Annotated in this window: 25 protein-coding genes, 1 other RNA gene, 2 pseudogenes and 2 other annotated features; of the genes and pseudogenes, 24 read left to right on the forward strand and 4 right to left on the reverse strand. The window is 37.6% G+C overall.

Features of this window, described 5'->3' with window-relative positions; all coding sequences use genetic code 11:
• The first annotated feature begins 12 nt into the window (after window positions 1-12).
• From radC to G7057_RS09530, 18 genes and pseudogenes are all read left to right on the forward strand, one after another.
• Window positions 13-699 carry a RadC family protein gene (radC, locus tag G7057_RS09440; protein ID WP_166163223.1) on the forward strand — a complete coding sequence of 229 codons (687 nt, stop codon included), beginning with the start codon at window positions 13-15 and terminating at the stop codon, window positions 697-699.
• 56 nt (window positions 700-755) lie between these two features.
• Window positions 756-1,403 (forward strand): annotated as a pseudogene (locus G7057_RS09445) (family 1 glycosylhydrolase); the annotation flags it as partial.
• A 184-nt stretch (window positions 1,404-1,587) separates the two neighbouring features.
• A complete protein-coding gene (locus G7057_RS09450) occupies window positions 1,588-1,788 on the forward strand; it encodes a cold-shock protein (protein ID WP_076766616.1) in 201 nt (66 codons plus the stop codon).
• 191 nt (window positions 1,789-1,979) lie between these two features.
• Window positions 1,980-3,011, forward strand: coding sequence for a rod shape-determining protein (gene mreB / locus G7057_RS09455; RefSeq protein WP_166163226.1), 1,032 nt, complete (start codon window positions 1,980-1,982; stop codon window positions 3,009-3,011).
• 23 nt (window positions 3,012-3,034) lie between these two features.
• Complete coding sequence (gene mreC, locus G7057_RS09460; protein ID WP_166163229.1) at window positions 3,035-3,892, forward strand: rod shape-determining protein MreC; 858 nt, start codon at window positions 3,035-3,037, stop codon at window positions 3,890-3,892.
• Window positions 3,889-4,416 (forward strand): rod shape-determining protein MreD, encoded by a 528-nt coding sequence (gene mreD, locus G7057_RS09465; protein ID WP_166163231.1) that lies wholly within the window; start codon window positions 3,889-3,891, stop codon window positions 4,414-4,416. Before mreC ends, mreD begins: the two co-directional genes overlap by 4 nt.
• Window positions 4,417-4,481: 65 nt before the next feature.
• Window positions 4,482-4,734: a binding site (T-box leader), on the forward strand.
• Between the two features lie 126 nt (window positions 4,735-4,860).
• The gene (locus G7057_RS09470) at window positions 4,861-5,655 is read left to right on the forward strand and encodes an amino acid ABC transporter substrate-binding protein (RefSeq protein ID WP_076766609.1); all 795 of its coding nucleotides are present in this window, start codon (window positions 4,861-4,863) and stop codon (window positions 5,653-5,655) included.
• 147 nt (window positions 5,656-5,802) lie between these two features.
• A pseudogene (locus G7057_RS11895) lies at window positions 5,803-6,165 on the forward strand (transporter substrate-binding domain-containing protein).
• Window positions 6,117-6,386 (forward strand): type 2 periplasmic-binding domain-containing protein, encoded by a 270-nt coding sequence (locus G7057_RS09485; protein WP_166163240.1) that lies wholly within the window; start codon window positions 6,117-6,119, stop codon window positions 6,384-6,386. Before G7057_RS11895 ends, G7057_RS09485 begins: the two are co-directional and overlap by 49 nt.
• Window positions 6,362-6,472: a transporter substrate-binding domain-containing protein gene (locus G7057_RS09490; protein WP_166163243.1), complete on the forward strand. Its 111-nt coding sequence runs from the start codon at window positions 6,362-6,364 to the stop codon at window positions 6,470-6,472. Before G7057_RS09485 ends, G7057_RS09490 begins: the two co-directional genes overlap by 25 nt.
• A 17-nt stretch (window positions 6,473-6,489) precedes the next feature.
• Entirely contained in the window at window positions 6,490-7,125 is a 636-nt protein-coding gene (locus G7057_RS09495; protein ID WP_166163246.1) for an amino acid ABC transporter permease, read from the forward strand.
• 11 nt (window positions 7,126-7,136) lie between these two features.
• Window positions 7,137-7,811 carry an amino acid ABC transporter ATP-binding protein gene (locus G7057_RS09500; RefSeq protein WP_166163249.1) on the forward strand — a complete coding sequence of 225 codons (675 nt, stop codon included), beginning with the start codon at window positions 7,137-7,139 and terminating at the stop codon, window positions 7,809-7,811.
• 123 nt (window positions 7,812-7,934) lie between these two features.
• Window positions 7,935-9,167 (forward strand): MFS transporter, encoded by a 1,233-nt coding sequence (locus tag G7057_RS09505; RefSeq protein WP_166163252.1) that lies wholly within the window; start codon window positions 7,935-7,937, stop codon window positions 9,165-9,167.
• Window positions 9,168-9,227: 60 nt separating this feature from the next.
• Window positions 9,228-9,300 (forward strand) — a sequence feature (ribosomal protein L21 leader region).
• 14 nt (window positions 9,301-9,314) lie between these two features.
• On the forward strand, window positions 9,315-9,623 hold the full coding sequence (gene rplU / locus G7057_RS09510) for a 50S ribosomal protein L21 (protein WP_166163255.1): 309 nt from the start codon (window positions 9,315-9,317) through the stop codon (window positions 9,621-9,623).
• Between the two features lie 15 nt (window positions 9,624-9,638).
• Entirely contained in the window at window positions 9,639-9,974 is a 336-nt protein-coding gene (locus G7057_RS09515; protein WP_166163257.1) for a ribosomal-processing cysteine protease Prp, read from the forward strand.
• 38 nt (window positions 9,975-10,012) lie between these two features.
• Window positions 10,013-10,297, forward strand: a complete 285-nt coding sequence (gene rpmA, locus G7057_RS09520) for a 50S ribosomal protein L27 (protein WP_076766598.1) — start codon at window positions 10,013-10,015, stop codon at window positions 10,295-10,297.
• Between the two features lie 102 nt (window positions 10,298-10,399).
• Complete coding sequence (locus tag G7057_RS09525; protein WP_166163260.1) at window positions 10,400-11,413, forward strand: class I SAM-dependent methyltransferase; 1,014 nt, start codon at window positions 10,400-10,402, stop codon at window positions 11,411-11,413.
• Window positions 11,414-11,459: 46 nt separating this feature from the next.
• On the forward strand, window positions 11,460-12,653 hold the full coding sequence (locus G7057_RS09530) for an acetate/propionate family kinase (protein ID WP_166163263.1): 1,194 nt from the start codon (window positions 11,460-11,462) through the stop codon (window positions 12,651-12,653).
• 484 nt (window positions 12,654-13,137) lie between these two features.
• On the opposite strand, the gene G7057_RS09535 is transcribed toward G7057_RS09530, so the two are convergent.
• From G7057_RS09535 to G7057_RS09550, 4 genes are all read right to left on the reverse strand, one after another.
• On the reverse strand, window positions 13,138-13,599 hold the full coding sequence (locus G7057_RS09535; protein WP_166163266.1) for a universal stress protein: 462 nt from the start codon (window positions 13,597-13,599) through the stop codon (window positions 13,138-13,140).
• Window positions 13,600-13,679: 80 nt separating this feature from the next.
• Window positions 13,680-13,970, reverse strand: a complete 291-nt coding sequence (locus G7057_RS09540) for a hypothetical protein (RefSeq protein ID WP_166163269.1) — start codon at window positions 13,968-13,970, stop codon at window positions 13,680-13,682.
• Window positions 13,971-14,040: 70 nt separating this feature from the next.
• Window positions 14,041-14,232, reverse strand: a non-coding RNA gene (gene ssrS, locus G7057_RS09545) — 6S RNA.
• Window positions 14,233-14,333: 101 nt separating this feature from the next.
• Window positions 14,334-15,608 (reverse strand): replication-associated recombination protein A, encoded by a 1,275-nt coding sequence (locus G7057_RS09550; protein WP_166163272.1) that lies wholly within the window; start codon window positions 15,606-15,608, stop codon window positions 14,334-14,336.
• Between the two features lie 171 nt (window positions 15,609-15,779).
• Between G7057_RS09550 and gshAB the strand changes: the two genes are divergently transcribed.
• From gshAB to G7057_RS09580, 6 genes are all read left to right on the forward strand, one after another.
• Window positions 15,780-18,077 (forward strand): bifunctional glutamate--cysteine ligase GshA/glutathione synthetase GshB, encoded by a 2,298-nt coding sequence (gshAB, locus tag G7057_RS09555; RefSeq protein ID WP_166163275.1) that lies wholly within the window; start codon window positions 15,780-15,782, stop codon window positions 18,075-18,077.
• Window positions 18,078-18,079: 2 nt separating this feature from the next.
• Window positions 18,080-19,159 (forward strand): hypothetical protein, encoded by a 1,080-nt coding sequence (locus G7057_RS09560; RefSeq protein ID WP_166163278.1) that lies wholly within the window; start codon window positions 18,080-18,082, stop codon window positions 19,157-19,159.
• Between the two features lie 23 nt (window positions 19,160-19,182).
• Complete coding sequence (locus tag G7057_RS09565) at window positions 19,183-20,322, forward strand: cysteine desulfurase family protein (RefSeq protein ID WP_166163281.1); 1,140 nt, start codon at window positions 19,183-19,185, stop codon at window positions 20,320-20,322.
• 52 nt (window positions 20,323-20,374) lie between these two features.
• Window positions 20,375-20,713 (forward strand): DUF1831 domain-containing protein, encoded by a 339-nt coding sequence (locus G7057_RS09570; RefSeq protein ID WP_166163284.1) that lies wholly within the window; start codon window positions 20,375-20,377, stop codon window positions 20,711-20,713.
• Between the two features lie 236 nt (window positions 20,714-20,949).
• On the forward strand, window positions 20,950-21,750 hold the full coding sequence (locus tag G7057_RS09575; protein ID WP_166163287.1) for a formate/nitrite transporter family protein: 801 nt from the start codon (window positions 20,950-20,952) through the stop codon (window positions 21,748-21,750).
• A 54-nt stretch (window positions 21,751-21,804) separates the two neighbouring features.
• A complete protein-coding gene (locus tag G7057_RS09580) occupies window positions 21,805-22,392 on the forward strand; it encodes a TraX family protein (RefSeq protein WP_166163288.1) in 588 nt (195 codons plus the stop codon).
• Window positions 22,393-22,485: the final 93 nt, after the last annotated feature.

Genomic DNA, 22,485 nt, shown 5'->3' on the forward strand with positions numbered 1-22,485 from the left:
AGGAGTGGAATTATGCAAAAGACAAATTTATTAAATGAAATGCCAGTAACCTCGAGACCGCGCGAGCGACTTGAAAAATATGGTGAAAAAGCATTGGCAACACATGAGTTACTCGCAATTTTGTTGAGGACTGGCCCGAGAGAGAGTAATGTTGTTCAATTGGCATTGGGATTACTCATGGAGTTTGAGGACTTATATGCCTTAAAAATGGCAACCTTGGAAGAACTCAATGCTGTCAAAGGGATAGGCAAAGTAAAGGCCATTGAAATAAAAGCCTGTATTGAGTTGGGACTTCGTATTGCGCAAGCAACTCAGCTAAAAGATGGGACGATTACTTCAACTAAAGAGGCGGGCACCTTGTTCATGGCTGAGATGCGAGACTTACAGCAAGAACACGTTGTTGCCTTATACTTAAATACTAAGAATGAAATTATCAAAAAGAAAACTATTTTTATAGGCAGCTTGAATAGTAGTGTCGCTCATCCTAGGGAAATATTTCGAGAAGCCGTTCGCTTTTCAGCTGCTCGGATTATTCTGGCGCACAATCATCCGTCTGGGAATCCTGATCCATCAGAAGCGGATTTGGTTTTCACTAAACGCATGGTGGAGTGTGGGGATATGATGGGCATTGAATTGTTGGATCATTTTATTATTGGCAATAAAACCTATTTGAGTTTAAAAGAATATGGTGTCATTTAATGACTGAAAGGCTAGGACGATTTTGTCCCAGTCTTTTTGTATAGTACAGCTATGACGCTGATATTCATGCTCGTGGAAAGTACCCTAACTATATCAAACGTTATTTTAAAGAAGAGGGAATCGAGATTCAATTTGGTGAGGGGGATGAAGCCTTATTAGCAGAGCATACCGTTGATTTTATTTCTTTTAGTTACTATATGTCTACAACAGCAACATCTGAACCTGAAAAATACCAACAAACAAAAGGGAACATTCTAGGTGGCATTCCCAACCCTTATTTAGAAGCATCTGAATGGGGGTGGCAGGTAGACCCTGTTGGTTTGAGAGTTGTTTTAAATGATTTCTATGATCGTTACCAACTGCCGTTATTTATTGTTGAAAATGGTTTAGGTGCAAAGGACCAACTAGTTGAAGGGCCTGATGGGGAGCTAACTGTAGCGGATGATTACCTCATTAAATACTTGAACGACCACCTTGTACAAGTGGAAGAAGCGATTCAAGATGGAATAGAAATCATGGGATACACGTTATGGGGCTGTATTGACTTAGTGAGTGCTTCTACAGCTGAAATGAGCAAGCATTATGGTTATATTTACGTCGATCGTCATGATGATGGTAGCGGTACATTAAAGCGTTATAAGAAAAAATCATTCTACTGGTACAAAGACATTATTGAAAGCAACAGTGAAAAATTAGAAAAATAAACAGATAAAGTGTTTATAAAAAAAAGCTTAAAAAGAATTTTTGATTCGCTTGCAATGGGTTGAAATCTACGTTATACTTTATATATGTTTTTGTAAGGTAAAGAAAGTTATGTCATGAACATTCCGATCGTACCATTTGCAATAACAATAATAAATTGTGCAAACGCACGAGGAGGAATTTTTCATGGAAAATGGAACAGTAAAATGGTTTAACTCAGAAAAAGGATTTGGATTTATCGAACGCGAAGCAGGAGATGACGTATTCGTACACTTCTCAGCTATCAATACTGACGGATTCAAAACTTTAGAAGAAGGTCAAGCAGTATCTTTCGACATCGTTGATGGAAACCGTGGACCACAAGCTGCTAACGTAGAAAAAATCTAATTTAACTTTAGCTAATAAAAGGGCTGGAACATTCATTTGTTCCAGCCTTTTCTGTTTCTTTAAAATAAAAACAAGTTCTTAAAATATTTTATAGTTTTCCTGTTTTGAGTTTTTCCTTGTTGCTTTTGTGGTAAAATGTTATGGACTTTTAATTGTTAAAAGTAGGAAACGATGGAAGGATTGAAGGATGTTTGGCAGTATTTAGTTTTAGGCCGCAACGAATCGCCATTGATTTGGGAACGGCTAATACCATAGTGTTTATTGACGGACAAGGCATTGTCTATAAAGAACCTTCTGTCGTTGCAAGAACTATTTATACGGGCGATATTCTAGGAGTAGGTAATCAAGCACTTGAGTTGGTGAAAAATCAACCAGCTGAATTAGTAGCTTCTCGTCCAATGAAAGAAGGCGTCGTAACGGATTATGATACGACGGTACAAATGCTTCAATACTTTTTAAAAAAAGCAAGTAAGTTCGCCCTCCAGAAACCCTATGTTATGATTTGTGTACCGAGCAGTATTACGGCAGTAGAGAAACGAGCAGTTATGGATGCTGCGCGTGCTGCAGGCGCAAAGGAAACATTTTTAATTGAAGAGCCATTCGCAGCAGCTATCGGCGCCAAGCTACCCGTTCACCATCCAGTAGGGAATATGGTTGTTGACATCGGAGGCGGAACAACCGATGTTGCTATATTATCCTTGGGCGGCATTGTGACGAGTCAAGTGACCCAAGTGGCTGGGGATGCTATGGATGAGGCAATTATTCAATATATAAAAAAGAAATTTAAGTTAACGATTAGTGATAAGGTAGCAGAAGAACTAAAAATCGCAATTGGTACGGCATCTCTATCTGCTGATGCCCGATATGGTGTTATGTCAGTAAAGGGAAGAGATGTCGATACGGGTATGCCGAGACAGATTCGTGTGATGTCTGAAGACCTTGCGGAGGCTTTACAGAAACCTGTAGAGGCAATCATTAATACGATAAAACGTTTATTAGAAGAGGCACCTCCTGAAATTTCCGCTGATGTCATTAGTCATGGTATTATTATGACGGGTGGGGGAGCGTTATTAAGAGATTTTGACCGTGTTGTAGCGGATGTAATGAGACTCCCTGTTAGGATTGCTGAAAATCCTATGGACTGTGTCGTCATAGGAACAGGCAAATCCCTAGAAACAATTAACCAATTAATAAAGAGACGTTACCAAGAAGAGGATCGGTAATATAAAAGAAATGAGGAATTAAGGTGAAACAGTTTTTCAATAACAAGCGGATGATTGTACTGTTGATTTCAGTCATAATATTTATAAGTACAGTTGCGTTTTCAATTTCCCGTAACCGGGAAGATGCATCCATTCCGCAACTGTTTGCCAATGACATGGCAGGTTTAGCAACAGGCATTTTTGCAAAACCAGCGGAGGCAGTAAATAAATTTGTCGATTCAGTCGATAACTTACTCAATACCTATGATGAGAATCAGTCATTAAAAGAAAAAATAGATGCTTTAGATGAGATGCAAGCGCGTATTGTTAGCCTTGAGAATGAAAATGCAACGATGAAAAAAGAGCTTGATCTCCAAAGTGTCTTAACAGATTATGATAAAACAGTTGCGACAGTCATCTCGAGAAATCCTGACAATTGGCTAGAGCAGATTATTATCGATAAGGGTAGCGAAGATGGCATTGCCGTTAATATGTCTGTAATGGCAGGTAATGGGCTGATTGGTCGCGTCTCAGAAGTGAGTCCAACAACAGCTAAAGTGTTACTGATGTCGACCACTAATGAATTGGTTAATCGTTTTTCTGCTGAAATACAAATGAAAGATAAATCGATCCATGGTATCGTTGATGGTTATGACAGCCAAAATGAATTAATGATTATGTCTGAAATTGACCCTGAAGTAACCATTGAAGTAGGAACAAATGTAGTGACATCTGGTTTAGGCGGTGTTTCACCAAGTTCATTATTAATTGGTAAAGTGAAGGAAGTTCGTATGGATGAATACGGCTTGTTCCAAGAGGTAACGATTGAACCAGCTGGAAACTTAAAAGATATTCGTTTTGTAACGGTTATTATTAGAAAAAGCGAGGGGGCGAGTGAATGAGTCAGAATCGTTCCCTTAACCATGCTTATTTAATCCCGATCTTTCTATTTTTAGCCTTAATTCTTGATGGGGTTTTAATGAATCTATTTGCAGGTCAGTTTATTACAGCTAACTACATTTTAACGCCACGGTTATTTTTACTGGTGCTCGTTTTATTTACCGTGTTATTTCCGAAACAGCCGCTGTTTTTATATGCCTTGTTATTTGGAGTCATTTATGACAGTTACTATGCCGGGATTATAGGCTTATATGCTGCTGGATTTGCATTGGTTATTTACTTATTAAAAAAAGTGCAGAATTATCTGAATCCATCAGTATTTATTTCTTTATTGTTGTTTGTATTTTCTCAATCCTTTTTGGAGAGTTTTATTTTTGCGTGTTATAGCATGTTAGGGTATACTCAGCTCACTTTTGAAAATTTTGTATCACTGCGGTTAGGACCGACCTTACTTCTCAATATTTTATTTTTTATCGCTGTCTATTATCCTTTTTATAAGCTAAGCCAATGGATGTACGAAAGATAATGAGAGAAAGATGAGAAAAAAGTCTTGCAATTTGAAAAAGCTGTGATATGATAACTTTACCTAATAGAAATGCGAAGAAGAGAAAAAGTAATTTTTCAAGATCAATAGAGAGCTTGCGGTTGGTGGAAGCAAGTGGTTGAGTAAAATGAACACACATCTCTGAGCAAAAGAATTGAAAAGACTCCTGTCGCGAGTAAGTTCTTTCGGTAGTGCCCGTTACAGCACTAGTGTTTAGATGTTTTGAACACAATAAGGCATAGGTTGTAAGGCTTATGTAAAAAAAGGTGGAACCACGAAGCAAAAGCTATCGTCCTTTGATTTCCTATAATTTTTAGGAAATCAAAGGACTTTTTTTATGTTATTGTGCTGCAGCCTCTAACGTAATATCAGGTTAGCCATAGTCATTTCATAGGGAAAACAAACAGACCCAAGGAGGAAAAGGAAATGAAAAAACAATTATTAGGATTATTCGTAACAGCAGGATTACTGGCAGCATGTGGCAATAGTGAAGTCAATGAATCAACCAATGAGACAACAGATGCAGCTTTGAAAGACACATATATTATTGGGTTAGATGACACCTTTGCACCAATGAGCTTTAGAGATACAGATGGTCAAATTGTAGGTTTCGATGTGGATTTAGCAGAAGCAATCGGTGAAGATATTGGCGTTAGCTTTGAATTCCAAGCCATTGATTGGACAATGAAAGAGACTGAATTAAATACAGGGAATATTGACTTGATTTGGAATGGCTATACGATTACAGACGAGCGCAAAGAAAAAGTAGCCTTTTCTGATTCTTATTTAGAAAATAAACAGATTATCGTAACATTAGCAGATAGTGATATTCAAACAAAAGCTGATCTAGCAGGAAAGACTGTTTCAACGCAACAAGCTTCTGCATCTCAAGATGCAATTGAAGCCGATGTATCAGGTATTATCGCTGAAATTGAAGGTGGACAACCAGTCCTTTATGCGACTTTTACTGACGTTTTTAATGACTTAGACAGTGGTCGAAGCGATGCTATTGTTGTTGACGAAGTTTTAGGGCGTTACATTATGAAACAAAAAGGTGCAGACAATTATAAGGTACTCGATGATAACTTTGGTGAAGAAGAGTACGGCGTTGGGATGAGAAAAGAAGATACTCGCTTGCAAGATGCGATTAACCAAGGATTGGCTGATTTACAAGAGAATGGTCAATACCAAGAAATCTACCAAACATGGTTTGCTGAATAAGCCACTTCCTAAAAGGGAGTCCAACTAATGCCAATCAAAAAACTATTATTACTGGCTAGTGGTATTTTACTTTTTGCTGTTTGTTCAAACCAAACATAAGAATCAGTTGCTTCAGAAACCGAATCAATAAAGTCAATTACTGTTGGTCTGGATGAAACATTTGCGCCAATGGGATTTAGAGATGGTAATAATGAAATCGTTGGTTTTGATGTCGACTTAGCCAAAGAAACACTCGGCAGATTAGGTTACGAGGTTGTTTTCCAACCGATTGATTGAGCAATGAAGGAGACTGAATTAAATACAGGAAATATCGATTTAATCTGGAACGGTTATGCGATCACACCTGAACGAGAAGAAAAAGTTCTCTTAAGTGAACCTTATCTATCAGACTCACAAATGATTGTTGTTCGTAAGGACAGTGCTATTAAAGTCAAAGCTGATTTAGAAGGAAAATCGTTTCAATGCAACAATCATCTAGCTCGATTAATAAGATTAAAAACAATGAATTAGGTATTTATAATAAATTAAATGGAGACAGGGTCCTTTACCCATCTAATAGTAATAATTTTCTTGATTTGGAAGCGAAACGAGTGGACGCTATTGTAGTTGGAGAAAGCTATGGCTGTTATTTCATTAAAAAAAGTAATAACGAAGACCCCTTTGCCATTATTGAAGAGAATTTCGGTGAAGATCACGTAGGGTTGCCATGCGAAAAGAAGACACAGATTTAAAAGCTCAAATTGATCGAACGATTGAGGAAATGCGAGCAGATGGAACATATGATGAAATTTATCAAAATTGGTTCTTCTCTGAATAAATGAAAGAAGGATAATCATGGAACTAATACAAACGATTTGGCCATCTTTATTAGATGGTCTCATCATGTCAATGAAAATATTTTTAATCGTGGGAATCACTAGTATTCCCTTGGGTTTTTTAGTCGCTATTATTCGTGTTTATGCACCTAAATGGATTGGTGCTATTATACAACTCTATGTATTTGTTATGCGGGGAACACCCTTACTATTACAATTGATGTTCTTTTTCTTTGGACTACCATTTGTTGGTATTGTAATGGACCGATTTACAGCTGCTATTCTAGCCTTTATTATTAATTATGCAGCCTACTATGCAGAAATTTTTAGAGGCGGAATTATGGCTATTCCACAAGGGCAGTTTGAATCAATTGAAGTGCTCGGCATTGGTAAAATAAGAGGATTTTTCCGTATTATTATTCCACAAGTCTTCCGAATTGTTCTTCCCTCAGTAGGAAATGAAATTATTTCTTTAGTGAAGGATACGTCACTCGTCTATATTCTAGGTATCGGCGAATTGTTACGTGCTGGCCAGATCGCTGCTAATACCTATGCCTCACTTGTACCGTTTTTAGGAGTGGGTCTTTTATACTTAGCGATTACAGGTATTATTACAGTCGGTCTGAATTGGTTTGAAGCCAGAGGAAAATACTAGGAGGATTAAGAATGTTATTACAAGCAAACAATATTTCTAAAAAATTTCAAAATCAAGCCGTTCTTGATCAATTCTCTTTTAGTATTGATGCCGGTGAAATTGTCGTTTTGACAGGTAAATCGGGTACAGGGAAAACAACTCTGATGCGTATTTTAAATAATTTAGAAGCTGCTGACCAAGGCACAGTTGTGATTGATCAAAATTACCTTTGCCGTGAAGGTGAAAAAGGAGCAGACTATGTCTCTCGCAAAGAGCGTCGTGCTTATCAAAATCAAATTGGGATGGTTTTTCAAGATTACGCTTTATTTCCAAATCTAACGATTCGTGAAAATTTGATGGAAGCACCACTTGCTCAAAAATTAGGTTCTAAAAATGAACTCAACCAAAAAGTAGAAGAACTTTTAGAAGAAATGGGAATCGCAGATCAGTTGGAGAAAATGCCATCTATGTTATCAGGTGGGCAAAAACAACGTGTAGCCATTGCGCGTGCGATGATGTTAAATCCTAAAATTCTTTGCTTTGATGAACCAACGTCTGCGTTAGACCGAGAGTCTGCTGATAGTGTTGGTAAACTCATTCAAGATATAGCCGCAAGTGGAACAGGGATTTTAATTGTGACGCATGATATTGATTTTGGTGAAAAATTCGGCACACGACTTATTTCATCATCAGAATTTTCTAAATAGAGTTGATAGGCTGGAACAAAAGTTCCAGCCTATTTCTTTCTTGCAAAATAAGTGCTGAGCTGTATAATGAGTAAGAAATAAAATAACGAATGACGAGAGCATTCATTTTCAGGAGAGATAAATATGGATAAAAATAAAATACGGGTGCAACGTGCCGCAATCATAGGGTCAGGAACAGACGATTTAACGAATATGTTTCTGTCTCTTTCTTTGTCTACCATTATTTTAGACCTAGGCATCAGTAAAACACAGGCGGGTTCGATCTCGACGATTACGAACTTTGGGATGCTATTAGGTGGTCTATTATTTGGTTATTTAGCAGACAAATATGGTAGCTTGAAATTATTTAAAACCACTTTATTATTATTCTCTTTTGCAACAGCAGCCATGTATTTTGCGACTAACTTGCCGACTGTCTATCTTCTTCGCTTTTTAGCTGGAGTAGGAACGGGTGGGGAGTATGGCATTGCCATAAGTCTTCTAGCTAAAGTGACACCAGGTTATAAAATGGGTAAGATGTCTGCCTATAATGGAGTAGCCGGTATGGTAGGTAATATTGTAGCTGCACTTTGTGCTTCTATTATTTTACCTCGGTTTGGTTGGAACGCTTTATTTTTATTAGGCTTATTACCGTTACTGATTGTTGCTTGGGTACAGTTCAATGTAACGGATGAGATGATTGAGCAAACAACTGAAAAAGAGCCACAAACCGCTGTTACAGAAGAAAAGGTTTCCTATAAAGAGCTATTTAAAACAGCTAAACTCAGCCGTCAAACGGTATCGTTAATGTTTATGGCAATCATTCAAATCGGTGGTTACTTTGGATTGATGAACTGGTTACCACAAATCATGCAAGAAAGTCTAGGTTTGTCAGTATCAGGAAGCTCGTTATGGATGATTTCAACGATTATTGGTATGTCTATTGGGATGTTATGTTTTGGTAAATTATTAGATGCGGTAGGTCCACGAATCGCTTATGGTAGTTTCCTAATAGCGTCTGCTTCAGCTGTTTATTTATTTACTTTAGTGACAAATGAATTTGCTATGTTAATTGGTGGAGCTATCGTGGGCTTCTTTGTAAATGGTATGTTTGCAGGCTATGGGGCAATTGTAAGTAAGCTGTATCCAAAACATGTTCATTCAATGGCCAATAACTTAATCATTAATGTCGGGCGAGCTGTAGGTGGTTTTTCATCAATGATTATTGGATTTTTAATGGATGTGGGAACTGTTCAGACAGTCATGATTTTCTTAGCAGCTGCCTACCTATCAAGCTTTGTTGTCATGATGACGATAAAAGAATTTTCAAAGTTAAACTATCACACAGCTGAAATGAGTCCAGTTGCTGAAATATAAATATTTTTGTTGACTGCTTATCGGTATTTTGGTAAACTATTCATGTTGTAAATGTGCGCACCACAGCTACAACCGCTCGATTTGAAGTTTACAAGTCCTTACGGCACTTCATTCGGCGAGTCTAAGTATATAAGGAGGTGCAGAAATATGTACGCAATTATCAAAACAGGTGGTAAACAATTAAAAGTTGAAGTTGGTCAACCAATCTACGTTGAAAAACTTAACGTAAACGAAGGTGACAAAGTTACTTTTGAAGAAGTTGTTTTCGTAGGTGGAGAAGATACAAAAATCGGTTCTCCATTAGTAGAAGGCGCAACTGTCGTTGGAACTGTTGAAAAACAAGGCCGCGAGAAAAAAGTTACGACTTTCCGTTACAAGAGAAGAAAAGACTCTCACCGTAAGCAAGGTCATCGTCAACCTTACACTAAGGTTATGATCGAAGCAATCAACGCATAAGAGAAGTGATTAACTATGATTGAAGCAAGATTTAACCATAATGAATCAGGCGCCATTGTCTCATTTGAGATTACGGGTCATGCTGGTTATGCAGATATGGGTGAGGATATCGTTTGTGCTGCTGTCTCTGTTCTAGCTATTGAAACTGTCAATAGTTTAGATAAAATGGCTAATCATCAAATGATTGTCGAACAAGCAGATAAAGAGGGCGGTTACTTGTATGCGGAAGTTCAAACTGAGCTAACGGATCAACAAGATAGCGTGACTCAAATTTTGTTGAAGCATTTGTATTTATCGCTAGAGGATGTCTCTGAGACTTATCCTGACTATGTTAAACTAATAAACCATTAATACTTAAATAAAATCTAAAACCAAGGAGGTGCAAACTCATGTTGAAACTTAACCTTCAATTGTTCGCTACGAAAAAAGGGGGCGGTTCTACTTCTAACGGCCGTGACTCTCATGCTAAACGTTTAGGTGCTAAACGAGCAGACGGACAACACGTATCTGGTGGATCTATTTTGTACCGTCAACGCGGAACAAAAATCCATCCAGGATTGAACGTTGGTAAAGGTGGAGACGATACTTTGTATGCTAAGACAGACGGAATTGTACGTTTCGAACGTCTAGGACGTAACAAAAAACAAGTATCAGTTTACCCTGTTGCTCAATAATAAATAAATGTTTTTCCAATTTACATACACAAAAGAACTTGCGAAGGTATTTCCTGACGCAAGTTTTTTTTCTAGCAAAGAAAGGCGAAAGGTGGGTCTTTTATGGACACAACAAAACTTGAACACTTATTTTCGACACTCGATCAAGCCGTTCTTCTCCTACAAGAGGAATTAGATGTTTCCTATATCGAAGCATTAGCAGAAACAATTCAGAATATCGCTTACGATAACCAGGCACAACAAATGGATGGTTTACCCTCCGAGGAAACAGTTAAGCAGTTGAATCGCCTTTACCGTCAACTAAAATTAAATGAAGAATCACGAGAAGTGACACACAAACTCTTACAATTAAGCTATATCAAAGCTATTAAAGAAGATAAAATCCAAGTCAATCACCAAATTACACCGGATACCATTGCTTCTTTAATTGCCTATTTCACTGCTGTAGTTCTGGGAGATAATAAGGAAGCCATTCATGTTCACGACTTAGCAGTTGGAACAGGTAACCTCTTGTCCGTTGTTATGGAAGCTCTTGAAGGTAAAGGAAAGTCCGTTACAGCTGAATTAGTTGATAATGATGATTTGTTAATCTCGCTAGCGTCCAATGGATTGCATCTGCAAGGATGGGGAGAAAACGTTCAATTCACACATTCTGATAGCCTTCAAGAACTATTGATTCAGCCAGCTGACTTGGCAGTTTCTGATTTACCAGTTGGTTATTATCCAGTCGATGATCGTGCGAAGAAATTCCAAACGTCATTTAAAGAAGGTCATTCCTTTGCCCATTATTTGTTGATTGAACAGCACTTGAAATACTTAAAAGAGGGCGGATGGGGTGTCTTTATTGTCCCGAAAGACCTGTTTGAAAGTGATAACCAAGGCGTTCTAATGAAATGGTTGAAGGGAGCGGGGTACTTACAAGCTATGCTTCATTTACCTCAAACCTTGTTCCAGTCTGAAAAAATTCAAAAATCAATTGTCATGATTCAAAAGAAAGGCAACGGATCAAAGCAAGCTAAACAAGTTTTACTTGCTAATATGCCAGACTTGAAAGATGCGCGTCGAATGAAAGAGTTTTTAGGAAATTTTAACAATTGGCGTGAAAAGATGTTATAATACTTTTGATATCATCATAAAACTTTGTTAGGAGCGAAAAAAACGAATGTCAAAAATTATTGCAATTAACGCTGGAAGTTCCAGTCTGAAATTTACTTTATACCAAATGCCAGAAGAAGAAGCTGTTTCATCAGGTATTATTGAGAGAATTGGTTTGAAAGATTCTATTTTCACAATTAAATATGGTGAAGGTAAAAAGTATTCCGTTACAGAAGATATTGATAACCATGAAATTGCTGTTGAGAAATTAATGACTCAATTAGTAGAACTAGGAATTATCACAGACTTCAACGAAATCACTGGCGTTGGACACCGTATTGTAGCTGGTGGAGAAGACTTCAAAGAATCAGCACTAATTGATGACGAAGCTCTTGCTAAGATTGAAGCACTAGGTGAATTAGCACCACTGCACAACCCTGCAAATGCAACAGGAATTCGTGCCTTCAAAAAATTATTACCAGAAATCACAAGCGTAGCTGTTTTCGATACAGCATTCCACGCCGACATGCCAGCTGTAAACTACCTATATAGCATTCCAATGGAGTACTATGAAGATTTCGCAGCTCGTAAGTACGGTGCTCACGGAACAAGCCACCAATACGTTTCAGAACGTGCAGCTGAGTTATTAGGCAAACCACTAGAAGACTTGAAAATCATTACTTGTCACTTAGGTAATGGTGCGTCTATTACTGCTGTAGATGGCGGAAAATCAATCGATACATCTATGGGATTCACACCACTAGCTGGTCTTACAATGGGAACTCGCTCTGGTGATATCGATGCATCATTATTACCATACTTGATGAATAAACTTGAAATTACTGATATTAATGAAATGGTTAATATTTTAAACAAAAAATCAGGTTTACTAGGTCTTTCTGGTGTATCAAGTGATATGCGTGACGTTGAAACTGAAGCTGAAGCTGGAGATGAGCGTTCACAACTAGCATTAGATATTTTCTACAACCGCGTTCAAAAATACATTGGTCAATACATTGCAACAATGAATGGTGTTGATGCAATTGTCTTCACTGCTGGTATTGGTGAAAACTCTGCTATGACACGTCAAATCATCATCGACGGCATTAGCTGGTTCGGTTGTGACATTGACGAAGAAAGAAATAACGTTCGTGGAGAAGAAAGAATCATCTCAACAGATGCTGCTAAAGTACAAGTTCTTCTTATTCCAACTGATGAAGAAAAAGTTATCTTAAATGACGTTATTCGTTTAAGCAAATAAGTTAAATAGAAAATGACGGAAGGGCATGAGTCCTTCCGTCATTTTTTATAGTCTAGGGGATTATAAGTTCAGCCATCAATGTCTAGCTCCCAAGTCCTGGCCTACTGAAAAAAAGATAAATTTGCCCCATTGCGCGCTTCGCTGCTCGCTAACGCATATCATTCGACTAACCCGCTGAAGCGCGAAGTCTCCTGACAATTCAGGGTCAAATTTCCTATTTTTTCATAGGCCAAGGCGGACTTGTCCGCTTTTCTTATAGTCAGCTGTACGATACAGCAGTAATAATAAAAAGATAAAAAGTTAATAAAAGAGTTGTATCTTACATTTCTGCCCTCAAATGTATCATACAGTTCGATATCTTAGTGCTGTATCTTACATTTGGCTATGTAAATGTAAGATACAGCCAGTTTTTAAACGCTGTATCGACAAAAATGGCATAAAAAAACAAGGTTGGCTTAAATTGCCAACCTCGTAACTTTTTTGATTAGTTTACTTTTTTATTTTCCAAATCAGTTCGCACAACCATGACGTCACATGGGGCATGGCGAATCACATATTCAGAAACCGAGCCGATGAAGAGACGTTCAACAGCATTTAAGCCTGTTGCGCCAATCATAATTAAGTCGGCATGGTATTCTTCAGGTAAATCTTTACCAATCATCACTTTAGGTGAGCCGTATTCAATGCGACTTTCAATGTCGCTTAAGCCAGCATCACGAGCGACTTTTTCATAGCTATCCATCATGACTTTTGTCTGACGGATAATTTCGTCTGTAAAACTACCTTCGAAGCCTGAAGGGGTTTGGATGGCTCTGGTATCGATAACGTGGACGATAACCAGTTTTGAATGATTTCGTTTTGAAACTTCAATTGCTTTTCGAAATGCCAATTCTGACTCGCTTGAACCATCGACAGGGGCCAAAATTGTTGTGTATTCTTGTAACATAACGATCACTCCATTTCTTCTTTGCTTACATCTTTATTGTAACGCATTTTTGAAGAAATAAAAAGGAAGTAATGAAAGCGTTATTTTAATCGTTTAGATAGACTGTTTGAAAAATAAGCTGAATAGAGCGAAACGATCACGATGAAGACAAGATAAACGATTTTTTGATCGACAATTAAGGTAATGACTGATGATAGGGCAAAGGCTGCAAAAATTATCCCATTTATTGTAAAGAATTGATTTAATTGTTGTTTTTGAGCATCTGTGAATTTTTCTGGAAATAAAAGAAAAGCATCGTTAGCTTTCTTAGTCAAAAACCAACTAACGACTAGTAAGAGTATGCCAAATGTGATTATTAATCCTTTAATCATCAGAAGAAGAACTCCTTTCAAAAATAAAAAGCCGCTCAAAGAGCGGCTTCTAAAGTATAGAACTTTATAGAGAAAATCCGATGGTGCCGGTTTATGTTATTCTACTAGTTTTGAACCCGCAGTATTAGCAGGTGGGCTCCACAGAATGTCTTGCTAGCTTCCACATGACATGGCTTGCTATCCGACATAAATCAAGGATCCCAATATAGTAATTATTTGTTCGGTCAACACATTGAGAATATATCGTACACCTCAGAACTTCTTATAAGTATAGTAGCACACACCTGAATAGGATGCAAGAATTCTTACTTAATTTTTATTTAAAAAGCTGTTTTAATAAGGATGTAAGCGTAACCCATTTTTTTATTTTCCAGATGATTTTCTTAGAGAATCTGCTTGTTGAGCAAGTGCTTTTTCATATTTACCAGTGATCACTGCTTCGTAATACTGAGACGATTTTAGACTGTCTGGCAAGTATTGTTGCGCCACCCAGTGGTTGTCGTAAGCATGTGGGTATTTATAATTAACGCCTCTGCCTAATTTTTCAGCACCTTGATAATGAGCATCTTTGAGGTGTAAGGGCACATCTCCTGATTTTCCCTGACGAACGTCATTTAAAGCTGCGTCAATGGCATCAATCGCTGAATTTGATTTGGGAGATAGGGCTAAATCAATGACTGCGTGTGCCAGTGGAATTCGTGCTTCCGGTAGACCTAATTTTTCAGCAGCTTGAACGGCAGATACTGTTCGTGCCACGGCTGCTGGGTTACCAAATCCAATATCCTCATAAGCGCAAACTAATAGTCTTCTGCATATAATAACCAGTTCACCAGCTTCAATTAAACGAGCCAAGTAGTGAAGAGAGGCATCGACATCACTACCACGTAATGATTTTTGAAAAGCAGAAATAACGTCATAATGAGCATCGCCATCTTTATCATGGACCAGTGCTTTTCTTTGTAAGCATTCCTCAGCAATAGTAAGCGTAATATGAATGTCGCCCTCATCATTTTCAGGAGTTGAACGAGCGGCTAATTCTAATGCATTAAGTGACCCTCTTAAATCACCCATAGAACTTCTTGCGAAATGCTGGAGAGCATTATCATCCAATTTAATCGCTAAGTGGCCAAGACCATTTTTTTCATCTGTTAAGGCGCGCTGTAAAGCTACTTCAATATCAGTTATAGCAAGCGGTTTGACCTCAAAAATTTGCGTTCGACTTCTAATCGCAGGGTTAATACTAATATAAGGGTTCTCTGTTGTTGCGCCAATGAGAACAATGAGGCCACTTTCTAAATGAGGAAGTAAAAAATCTTGTTTAGGCTTATCTAAACGATGAATTTCATCGAGTAACAAAATAACCTGACCTGAAAACTTAGCTTCTTCAACAACAATTTGTAAATCTTTTTTAGAATCAGTTGCAGCATTTAATTGGCGGAAGGCAGACTGTGTTGATCCTGAAATGGCACTTGCGATACTTGTTTTCCCTGTACCTGGTGGACCATAGAGAATCATCGATGATAGCATGCGAGCGTCTACCATTCGTCTAATAATTTTATTTGGACCAACTAAGTGTTGCTGTCCGACAACTTCGTCGATATTGGTTGGTCTCATGCGAAAGGCGAGCGGTTTTTTCATAATGGTTATTCCTTTCATTCATTCTGATACTATTATAAGCGACATAATGAAATAGAACAAATATTCGTTTTTAAGCTTTTTTAAATAAAAAAAGTAAGTGACTTATCAAATGCATGGTTTATAGCTATAATAGAACTAGTGTAAAAATGTAGATGAAAGAGAGTAGTGTAGATGAATATCAAAACAATCATCAAAGATAATAAGTTCGAGAACTTATTTACAAAAGCGATTTTTGGGGTAGAAAAAGAATCCCAACGCATTTTGAGGGACGGAACGATTACGGAGAGTGAGCACCCTCATTTATTTGGTAACCGAACTTTTCATCCTTATATTCAAACGGACTTTGCAGAAAGTCAGTTGGAACTTGTTACACCACCAGTAGAGAGTGTGCAAGAAGTTGAAGATTGGTTGGCTGCTATTCATGATGTGGTCCATGCTTCGCTTAATGAAGATGAGTATATGCTTCCTTTCAGTTTGCCGATTCACATGCCTGAAGAAGACATGATTCACATTGCTAAATTGGATAATAAAGAAGACGTTCGCTACCGCGATTATTTAGCAAAAGTCTATGGAAAGAAAAAACAAATGATGAGTGGCATCCACTTTAACTTTGAATTTCATCCTGACTTTCTTCAAGCACTCTATGAAAAACAAAATGATATTCAAACATTTCGTGAATTTCAAACAGCGGTTTACTTTAAATTAACCCACAATTTCCTAAGATACCAGTGGATGTTAACTTATCTATTAGGTGCTTCAGTTGAAGTAAAAGATAACTACTTCCAAGATAATACCATCCCAGATGATATTCCAAGTGGCTATATTAGAAGTTTAAGAAGTAGCAAGTATGGCTATGTCAATAACGAGGATGTCAACGTATCGTTTAATAGTTTAGAAGAATATGTTGAAAGCATTGAACGAATGGTTTCAGAAGGAAAATTAATTGAAGAAAAAGAATTCTATTCACCCGTTCGTTTTCGTGGTGGTAAAAAAGCTAGACAAGTTCTTGAAAATGGCGTTGCCTATCTGGAGTTCCGTTTGTTTGACCTGAACCCCTTTAGTAAATATGGTATTTCTAAAGCAGACATGTCCTTTGTTCATAGCTTCTTTATGTATTTATTATGGATAGACGAAGCAACTAATGAAGCTGATTGGCAAAAGGGTCGTGACATGAATAGTCAAACTGCCTTTGAACACCCTTTACAGCTATCTGCCTTCCAAGAAGAGGGGCTTCAAATGATGACAGGTTTGTTAGCCATGTTGGAAGAAATAGACGCACCACTTGACTTAGTTAGCATTGCTAAAGACAAATACCAAGCCTTTCTTCAACCTGAAAAAACAATTAGTGGTCAATTAGTCACTATGGAAGAAGAGGGTATTGACTTATCTGAGTGGGCTACTCAATCAGCTGTTCACTATAAAGAGACATCATTAGAGCGTCCTTATGCCTTAACAGGATTTGAGGATATGGAATTATCGACTCAAATTTTGTTATTTGATGCCATTCAACAAGGGTTAGAGATTTCTATCCTTGACCGCAGCGACCAATTTATTTCGTTGAAATATGGCGACCATTTAGAGTACGTTAAAAATGGTAATATGACCGCTCTTGATAGCTACATATCACCACTCATTATGGAAAATAAAGTCGTCACAAAAAAAATACTAGCTAAACACGGGTTTTCTGTGCCAGCTAGTATGGAATATACAAATCAAGAACAAGCGGTTAGAGACTATCAACTCTTTGCCAACAAAGCTTTTGTTGTTAAGCCAAAATCTACTAACTATGGTTTAGGTATTTCTATTTTTAAAGAAGGAGCTAATTTAGCTAACTTTACTAAAGCCGTTGCTATTGCTCTTAAAGAGGACGATACCATTTTAGTAGAGGATTTTGTTGAAGGAACAGAATATCGTTTCTTTGTTATTGGTGAAGAAACCAAGGCTGTTTTGCTTCGTGTGCCGGCGAATGTGACGGGGGATGGCATTCATACGATTAAAGAATTAGTCGCTATGAAAAATGAAGACCCATTAAGAGGGAAAAACCACCGCAGCCCGCTTGAAAAAATAGAACTAGGAGACATTGAGTTGATGACCTTGGAAGAACAAGGCTATCAAGTAGATGATATTCCTGAAGCAGCTAGTCGTGTTTATTTAAGAGATAATTCCAATGTGAGTACCGGTGGCGATTCGATTGATTATACGGATAAGATGGATGAGTCATACAAGCAATTAGCAGCACAGATGGCAACTGTTTTAGGCGCAACCATTTCAGGCATGGATATGATGATTAAAGACTATCAGCAACCATCAACAAAAGAAAACCCAGGCTATGGTGTGATCGAAGCGAACTTCAACCCCATGATGATGATGCATATTTATCCATTTGAAGGGGAATCACGACGCTTAACACGTGATATACTAGATCGCTTATTCCCGGAAATGACAATTAAAGAAAAAGGTGGGAAATAAAAATGAAAATCGGTCAACGTTTGCTCGTATTCATGGTATTAATTGCTATGGGAGCTGCCTACTTTATCGCTAATCAATTGAGCTTTACGGTAGTTTTTCAAGATATTCCATTTTTAGAGTTATTTTTAGTTTTCTTATTAGCCCTTTATTCAGTAATGTTTCATCTTGTTTTACACGAATTGGGACATTTATTTTTTGGTTGGTTAACAGGTTATAAATTACTTTATTTACAACTGCCATTTTTTCAATACGATGCCAATTCTAAAACGCCGACGCGTAAAAATCGTCAGTCACCTGGTTTAGCTGGTCAGTGTTTGATGGCGCCTCCGACAGATAAACAACCCTACCTTCTTTATTTAGCAGGTGGGTTAATTGTAAACTTATTAACTGCTGGCTTTTTATATGGCGGTGCCTTTTTCCTAGAAGGTAAATGGAGTGTATTTGCGTTTATCTTCTCACTGGTACCCATGTATTTATTTTTAGCCAACGCTTTGCCATATGGCTTGTCAGATGGCCTCACAATCAGCCAAATTAGCAAATCACCCCTAGAAAAACAGTTGTACTTTAAGCAAATGACTGTTGTCGCTTTGTTAAAATCAGGGAAAACCTATGGGGAATTGGATGCTGATTACTTTACAGAAGTTAAATCTGGCCAAGCGCAAACAAGCTTATTAGGGGAGTACCTTGTTCTTATTTATTATCAACAGCTTTTAGAAAAGTTAGATTTTCCAGAAGCAGACAAAATTTTAACGAGTTTGACTTCTAAAGAGAGCTATTTAAAATCTCCTTATGTCAGAATTATTATGGTAGAAAAAGTATTTTGTAATGCTATTTTTGGACGTAAGGACGCCGTTCAGGCAGATATGACGATTATTGAAGAGTATCCAGCTTTAAAGAATTACTATAGTCGTGTAGCGATTCCGCAAGCTGCCTATGCCTTGTTTATTGAAAAAGACATTGAGAAAGCCCATCAATTGATACCAACAATCGATGAGAAAGCAGAGCGCTTGTTTACTAAAGCAGAGCTTGAATTGAACCGTCAATTATCGGAGTGGCTTAAGAGCTATACCTTAACTGTCTAACCGAAGAGAAAGAAGGAAATCAGATGATTTATTTAGACCATGCCGCAACTACACCGATTGATGCAGATGTGGTCAGTGTGATAGAAGAAGCACTACGCCATCAATATGGCAATCCCTCAAGCCTGTATCAAAAAGGAAGAGACGCTCGTAAGCTAGTAGAAGATGCTAGACGGGTGTTTGCGAATTCGATTGGTGCTGAGGCAAGAGATTTGATTATAACAAGTGGTGCATCGGAATCGAATAATACCGCAATTATTGGCACTGCTTTAGCTAGAAGAGAGTCAGGTCAGCATCTCATTACGACGGCAGTCGAGCACCATTCCGTACTTCATCCGATGCAGTATTTAGAAACACTCGGCTTTGAGGTGACCTATTTGCCAGTTGATGATACAGGCTGCGTGACTGCGCAACAAGTTGCTGAAGCGCTAAGACCGGATACTATTTTAGTTTCGATTATTTATGGGAACAATGAAGTCGGAGCGATTAATCCGATTAAGGAAATTGGTGAAATTGTAAGAGAACACCAAGCACTCTTTCATACAGATGCTGTTCAAGCATACGGATCGCAGGAGATAGCAGTGGATGATCATCATATCGATTTGTTATCAGTGACTGCCCACAAAATCAATGGACCAAAAGGCATTGGCTTTTTATTCCGTCGCAATGATTTGCATTTACCTCATTATATTCATGGTGGCACACAAGAAAATGACCACCGTGCAGGAACTGAGAATACACCCTATATTGTTGGTTTTGCAAAAGCAGTTGAGAATATGCTAGCTAAGCGTCAAGCTAACAATCTCTATAAAGCTGAATTAAAACAACATTTACTAGATGAGCTGACTAAGCGAGATGTTGCTTACCAAGTGAACGGCATGGTAGATGATGGCTTGCCGCATATTCTAAGTCTTTATTTACCAAACATTCAATCGGATAAATTTTTGATTCAATGCGACTTAAAACAAATCTTTATTTCAGCTGGATCAGCTTGTACAGCTGGCAGTCTTGAACCTAGCCATGTTTTAACAGCCATGTACGGTAAGGATAGCCGCCGCATCCTTGAATCCATTCGTCTTTCTTTTGGAAAAGAAAATACGAAAGAAGACATGGTCATATTGGCTGACTTAATCGCACACATTCAAAGTCGTTACTCAGACAACTAGCAAGTGGCCTAGTCTTGTGCTAGAATAAAATAAAAAAGGTAGGAGTCGCAATATGGCATATGATAAAGTAACAACTTTAAAAGGGTCATCAAAAAGCTACCGTCTTCACGATGATGTCAAACGCTACGCACTAAGAGATAATGGCTTTCAGGAAACGAAAACAGGGAATTTTCAATATTTCCGTGACGTGAGCCCACTAAATAGTAATCAGTCGGTTATGTTAAAAATTCTTGTTTCTAAAGACTTAGACAGCTTACGTATGTCAACAACAACAGCTAATGGATTAAAAACTTTAGATGTCTATGGTAAAGCCAATATGGAAACAGTTGTTGAAAACATTAACTATATTTTAGCAAGTTTGATTGAAGAAAACGTCATACGAGAAGCTTAAAACTAGCAGCAAAACGTTATTTAAACGTTTTGCTGCTAGTTTTTTTCTGCAGGTGTAAGATACAATTTAAAATGACGGGCTCTATATACAAAACAGACTAAGCTGTTCTTATTGTCACATAGGGATTAAATGTGAACAAACATTGTGTTTTCAACTTTTATAGTCAATATCTCTATTGCTGTTTTCTTGAAATATGCTATACTAATTCAGTAAATCACAAAAGGGAGTTGACATGATTGGAACTGGATAACCAAGGTCTAATGTCAGTCATTGATAAAAATGCAAGAAAGAAAGACCACTTATTTACACACTCTATTCCTAAATATATGGTAAGAGCTTTTTTTTCAGGTATGTTTTTAACCATCGGAACAGCTATAGCAGTGATGGTAGGCGATAAAGGGAATCATATTGATCCCTCATTAGGTAAGTTTTTCTATTCATTTATGTTTTCATGGTCGTTAGTGATGATTATCTATATGGATGCTGAACTCGGAACAAGTAACATGATGTATATGACAGCCGGCATGCACCGCCGTGTTGTTTCTCCTAAACGAGCAGGCCAAATTTTATTGACGTGTATTATTTGTAACCTAGTTGGTGGAATTATCTCGGCTTGGTTAATCTGTCAAACGTCAACTTTTCAACAATTAGCAAGTGATCACTATTTATATACAACGGTTACTGCTAAACTTTCTAAAACAACCTCTCAAATACTATCGGAAGGTATTTTTGCTAATATTATTGTTAATACAGCTATTATTGCATCAGCTCGTATGAAAGATGATGCCGGAAAATTATTTGCAACAGTCTTTATTATTTTTATTTTTGCTTTCCTAGGATTTGAGCACGTTATTGCCAACTTCTCATCATTTGCCATGGCATTCTTTTCAAATGGAGGCATGATTGAAGGAATGAGCGTACTAGCTGTTTTGAAAAATTGGCTATTTGCTTTGATTGGTAATTATGTAGGTGGCGGTTTGTTAATCGGTTTGCTTTATTCTTGGCTTAACAAGGGAGAAACAGTATACTTTGATTAAAGATAAAAGGAGTGGACAGCTGTCTTCTCCTTTTTTAGTTAGAGAGGAGACGTTATGAATCAAAAAACGAATACCATTAAGTGGCTAGCCATTATAACGATGACGATTGATCATATTGGTTACTTTTTATTTCCTTCTCAACTATGGCTAAGAATCATTGGACGATTGGCATTTCCCCTATTCCTTTACACGACCATAGAAGGGGTTCAGCGGACAAAGAATATGAATCACTACCTACTGAGGCTTGTTGTTACGGGGCTAATCAGTATGATCGTTACAATCCAGATTGGCAATCCGTTTAATATCCTATTCACATTAGCGATTTTTGCCTTTTCCTTAGAACATATAAAACTATTTCCGATTGCATTGTTATTAAGCAACCTAACAGAATATGGGATCTATGGTTTTTTAATGGGATGGGGTATTTATATCATGCTCTATAAAAATAAATGGTGGGGCATAGTCAGTTTACTAGTTTTACACGTTTTCTTCGCATCAACCATTCAATCCGTTGCTTTGTTGGCATTGATTCCGATTCTTGTCAAAATGAATTGGCGATTGCCACCTTTGCCCAAGTGGCTAGGGTACAGCTATTACCCGTTGCACCAATTGGTATTATTACTACTTACTTTTATAAAGTAAGTAAAAGGGCTTGAAATATAGAGATGAATAGTGTAATATTTTATCTTGTGTAAATGCTACTTATTTTTTGGAAGTAGCGAGAAAGGGAGGAGG

It is taken from the genome of Jeotgalibaca arthritidis (genome assembly GCF_011100465.1).
In the GTDB taxonomy this organism is placed as follows: Bacteria; Bacillota; Bacilli; order Lactobacillales; family Aerococcaceae; genus Jeotgalibaca; species Jeotgalibaca arthritidis.

What these genes read in the sequence shown, in the direction of transcription:
- radC (WP_166163223.1), top strand. Translation starts at nt 13, where the DNA reads ATGCAAAAGACAAATTTATTAAATGAAATGCCAGTAACCTCGAGACCG.
- G7057_RS09450 (WP_076766616.1), top strand. Translation starts at nt 1,588, where the DNA reads ATGGAAAATGGAACAGTAAAATGGTTTAACTCAGAAAAAGGATTTGGA.
- mreD (WP_166163231.1), top strand. Translation starts at nt 3,889, where the DNA reads ATGAGTCAGAATCGTTCCCTTAACCATGCTTATTTAATCCCGATCTTT.
- G7057_RS09470 (WP_076766609.1), top strand. Translation starts at nt 4,861, where the DNA reads ATGAAAAAACAATTATTAGGATTATTCGTAACAGCAGGATTACTGGCA.
- G7057_RS09485 (WP_166163240.1), top strand. Translation starts at nt 6,117, where the DNA reads ATGCAACAATCATCTAGCTCGATTAATAAGATTAAAAACAATGAATTA.
- G7057_RS09490 (WP_166163243.1), top strand. Translation starts at nt 6,362, where the DNA reads ATGCGAAAAGAAGACACAGATTTAAAAGCTCAAATTGATCGAACGATT.
- G7057_RS09495 (WP_166163246.1), top strand. Translation starts at nt 6,490, where the DNA reads ATGGAACTAATACAAACGATTTGGCCATCTTTATTAGATGGTCTCATC.
- G7057_RS09500 (WP_166163249.1), top strand. Translation starts at nt 7,137, where the DNA reads ATGTTATTACAAGCAAACAATATTTCTAAAAAATTTCAAAATCAAGCC.
- G7057_RS09505 (WP_166163252.1), top strand. Translation starts at nt 7,935, where the DNA reads ATGGATAAAAATAAAATACGGGTGCAACGTGCCGCAATCATAGGGTCA.
- rplU (WP_166163255.1), top strand. Translation starts at nt 9,315, where the DNA reads ATGTACGCAATTATCAAAACAGGTGGTAAACAATTAAAAGTTGAAGTT.
- G7057_RS09515 (WP_166163257.1), top strand. Translation starts at nt 9,639, where the DNA reads ATGATTGAAGCAAGATTTAACCATAATGAATCAGGCGCCATTGTCTCA.
- rpmA (WP_076766598.1), top strand. Translation starts at nt 10,013, where the DNA reads ATGTTGAAACTTAACCTTCAATTGTTCGCTACGAAAAAAGGGGGCGGT.
- G7057_RS09525 (WP_166163260.1), top strand. Translation starts at nt 10,400, where the DNA reads ATGGACACAACAAAACTTGAACACTTATTTTCGACACTCGATCAAGCC.
- G7057_RS09530 (WP_166163263.1), top strand. Translation starts at nt 11,460, where the DNA reads ATGTCAAAAATTATTGCAATTAACGCTGGAAGTTCCAGTCTGAAATTT.
- G7057_RS09535 (WP_166163266.1), bottom strand. Translation starts at nt 13,599, where the DNA reads ATGTTACAAGAATACACAACAATTTTGGCCCCTGTCGATGGTTCAAGC.
- G7057_RS09540 (WP_166163269.1), bottom strand. Translation starts at nt 13,970, where the DNA reads ATGATTAAAGGATTAATAATCACATTTGGCATACTCTTACTAGTCGTT.
- G7057_RS09550 (WP_166163272.1), bottom strand. Translation starts at nt 15,608, where the DNA reads ATGAAAAAACCGCTCGCCTTTCGCATGAGACCAACCAATATCGACGAA.
- gshAB (WP_166163275.1), top strand. Translation starts at nt 15,780, where the DNA reads ATGAATATCAAAACAATCATCAAAGATAATAAGTTCGAGAACTTATTT.
- G7057_RS09560 (WP_166163278.1), top strand. Translation starts at nt 18,080, where the DNA reads ATGAAAATCGGTCAACGTTTGCTCGTATTCATGGTATTAATTGCTATG.
- G7057_RS09565 (WP_166163281.1), top strand. Translation starts at nt 19,183, where the DNA reads ATGATTTATTTAGACCATGCCGCAACTACACCGATTGATGCAGATGTG.
- G7057_RS09570 (WP_166163284.1), top strand. Translation starts at nt 20,375, where the DNA reads ATGGCATATGATAAAGTAACAACTTTAAAAGGGTCATCAAAAAGCTAC.
- G7057_RS09580 (WP_166163288.1), top strand. Translation starts at nt 21,805, where the DNA reads ATGAATCAAAAAACGAATACCATTAAGTGGCTAGCCATTATAACGATG.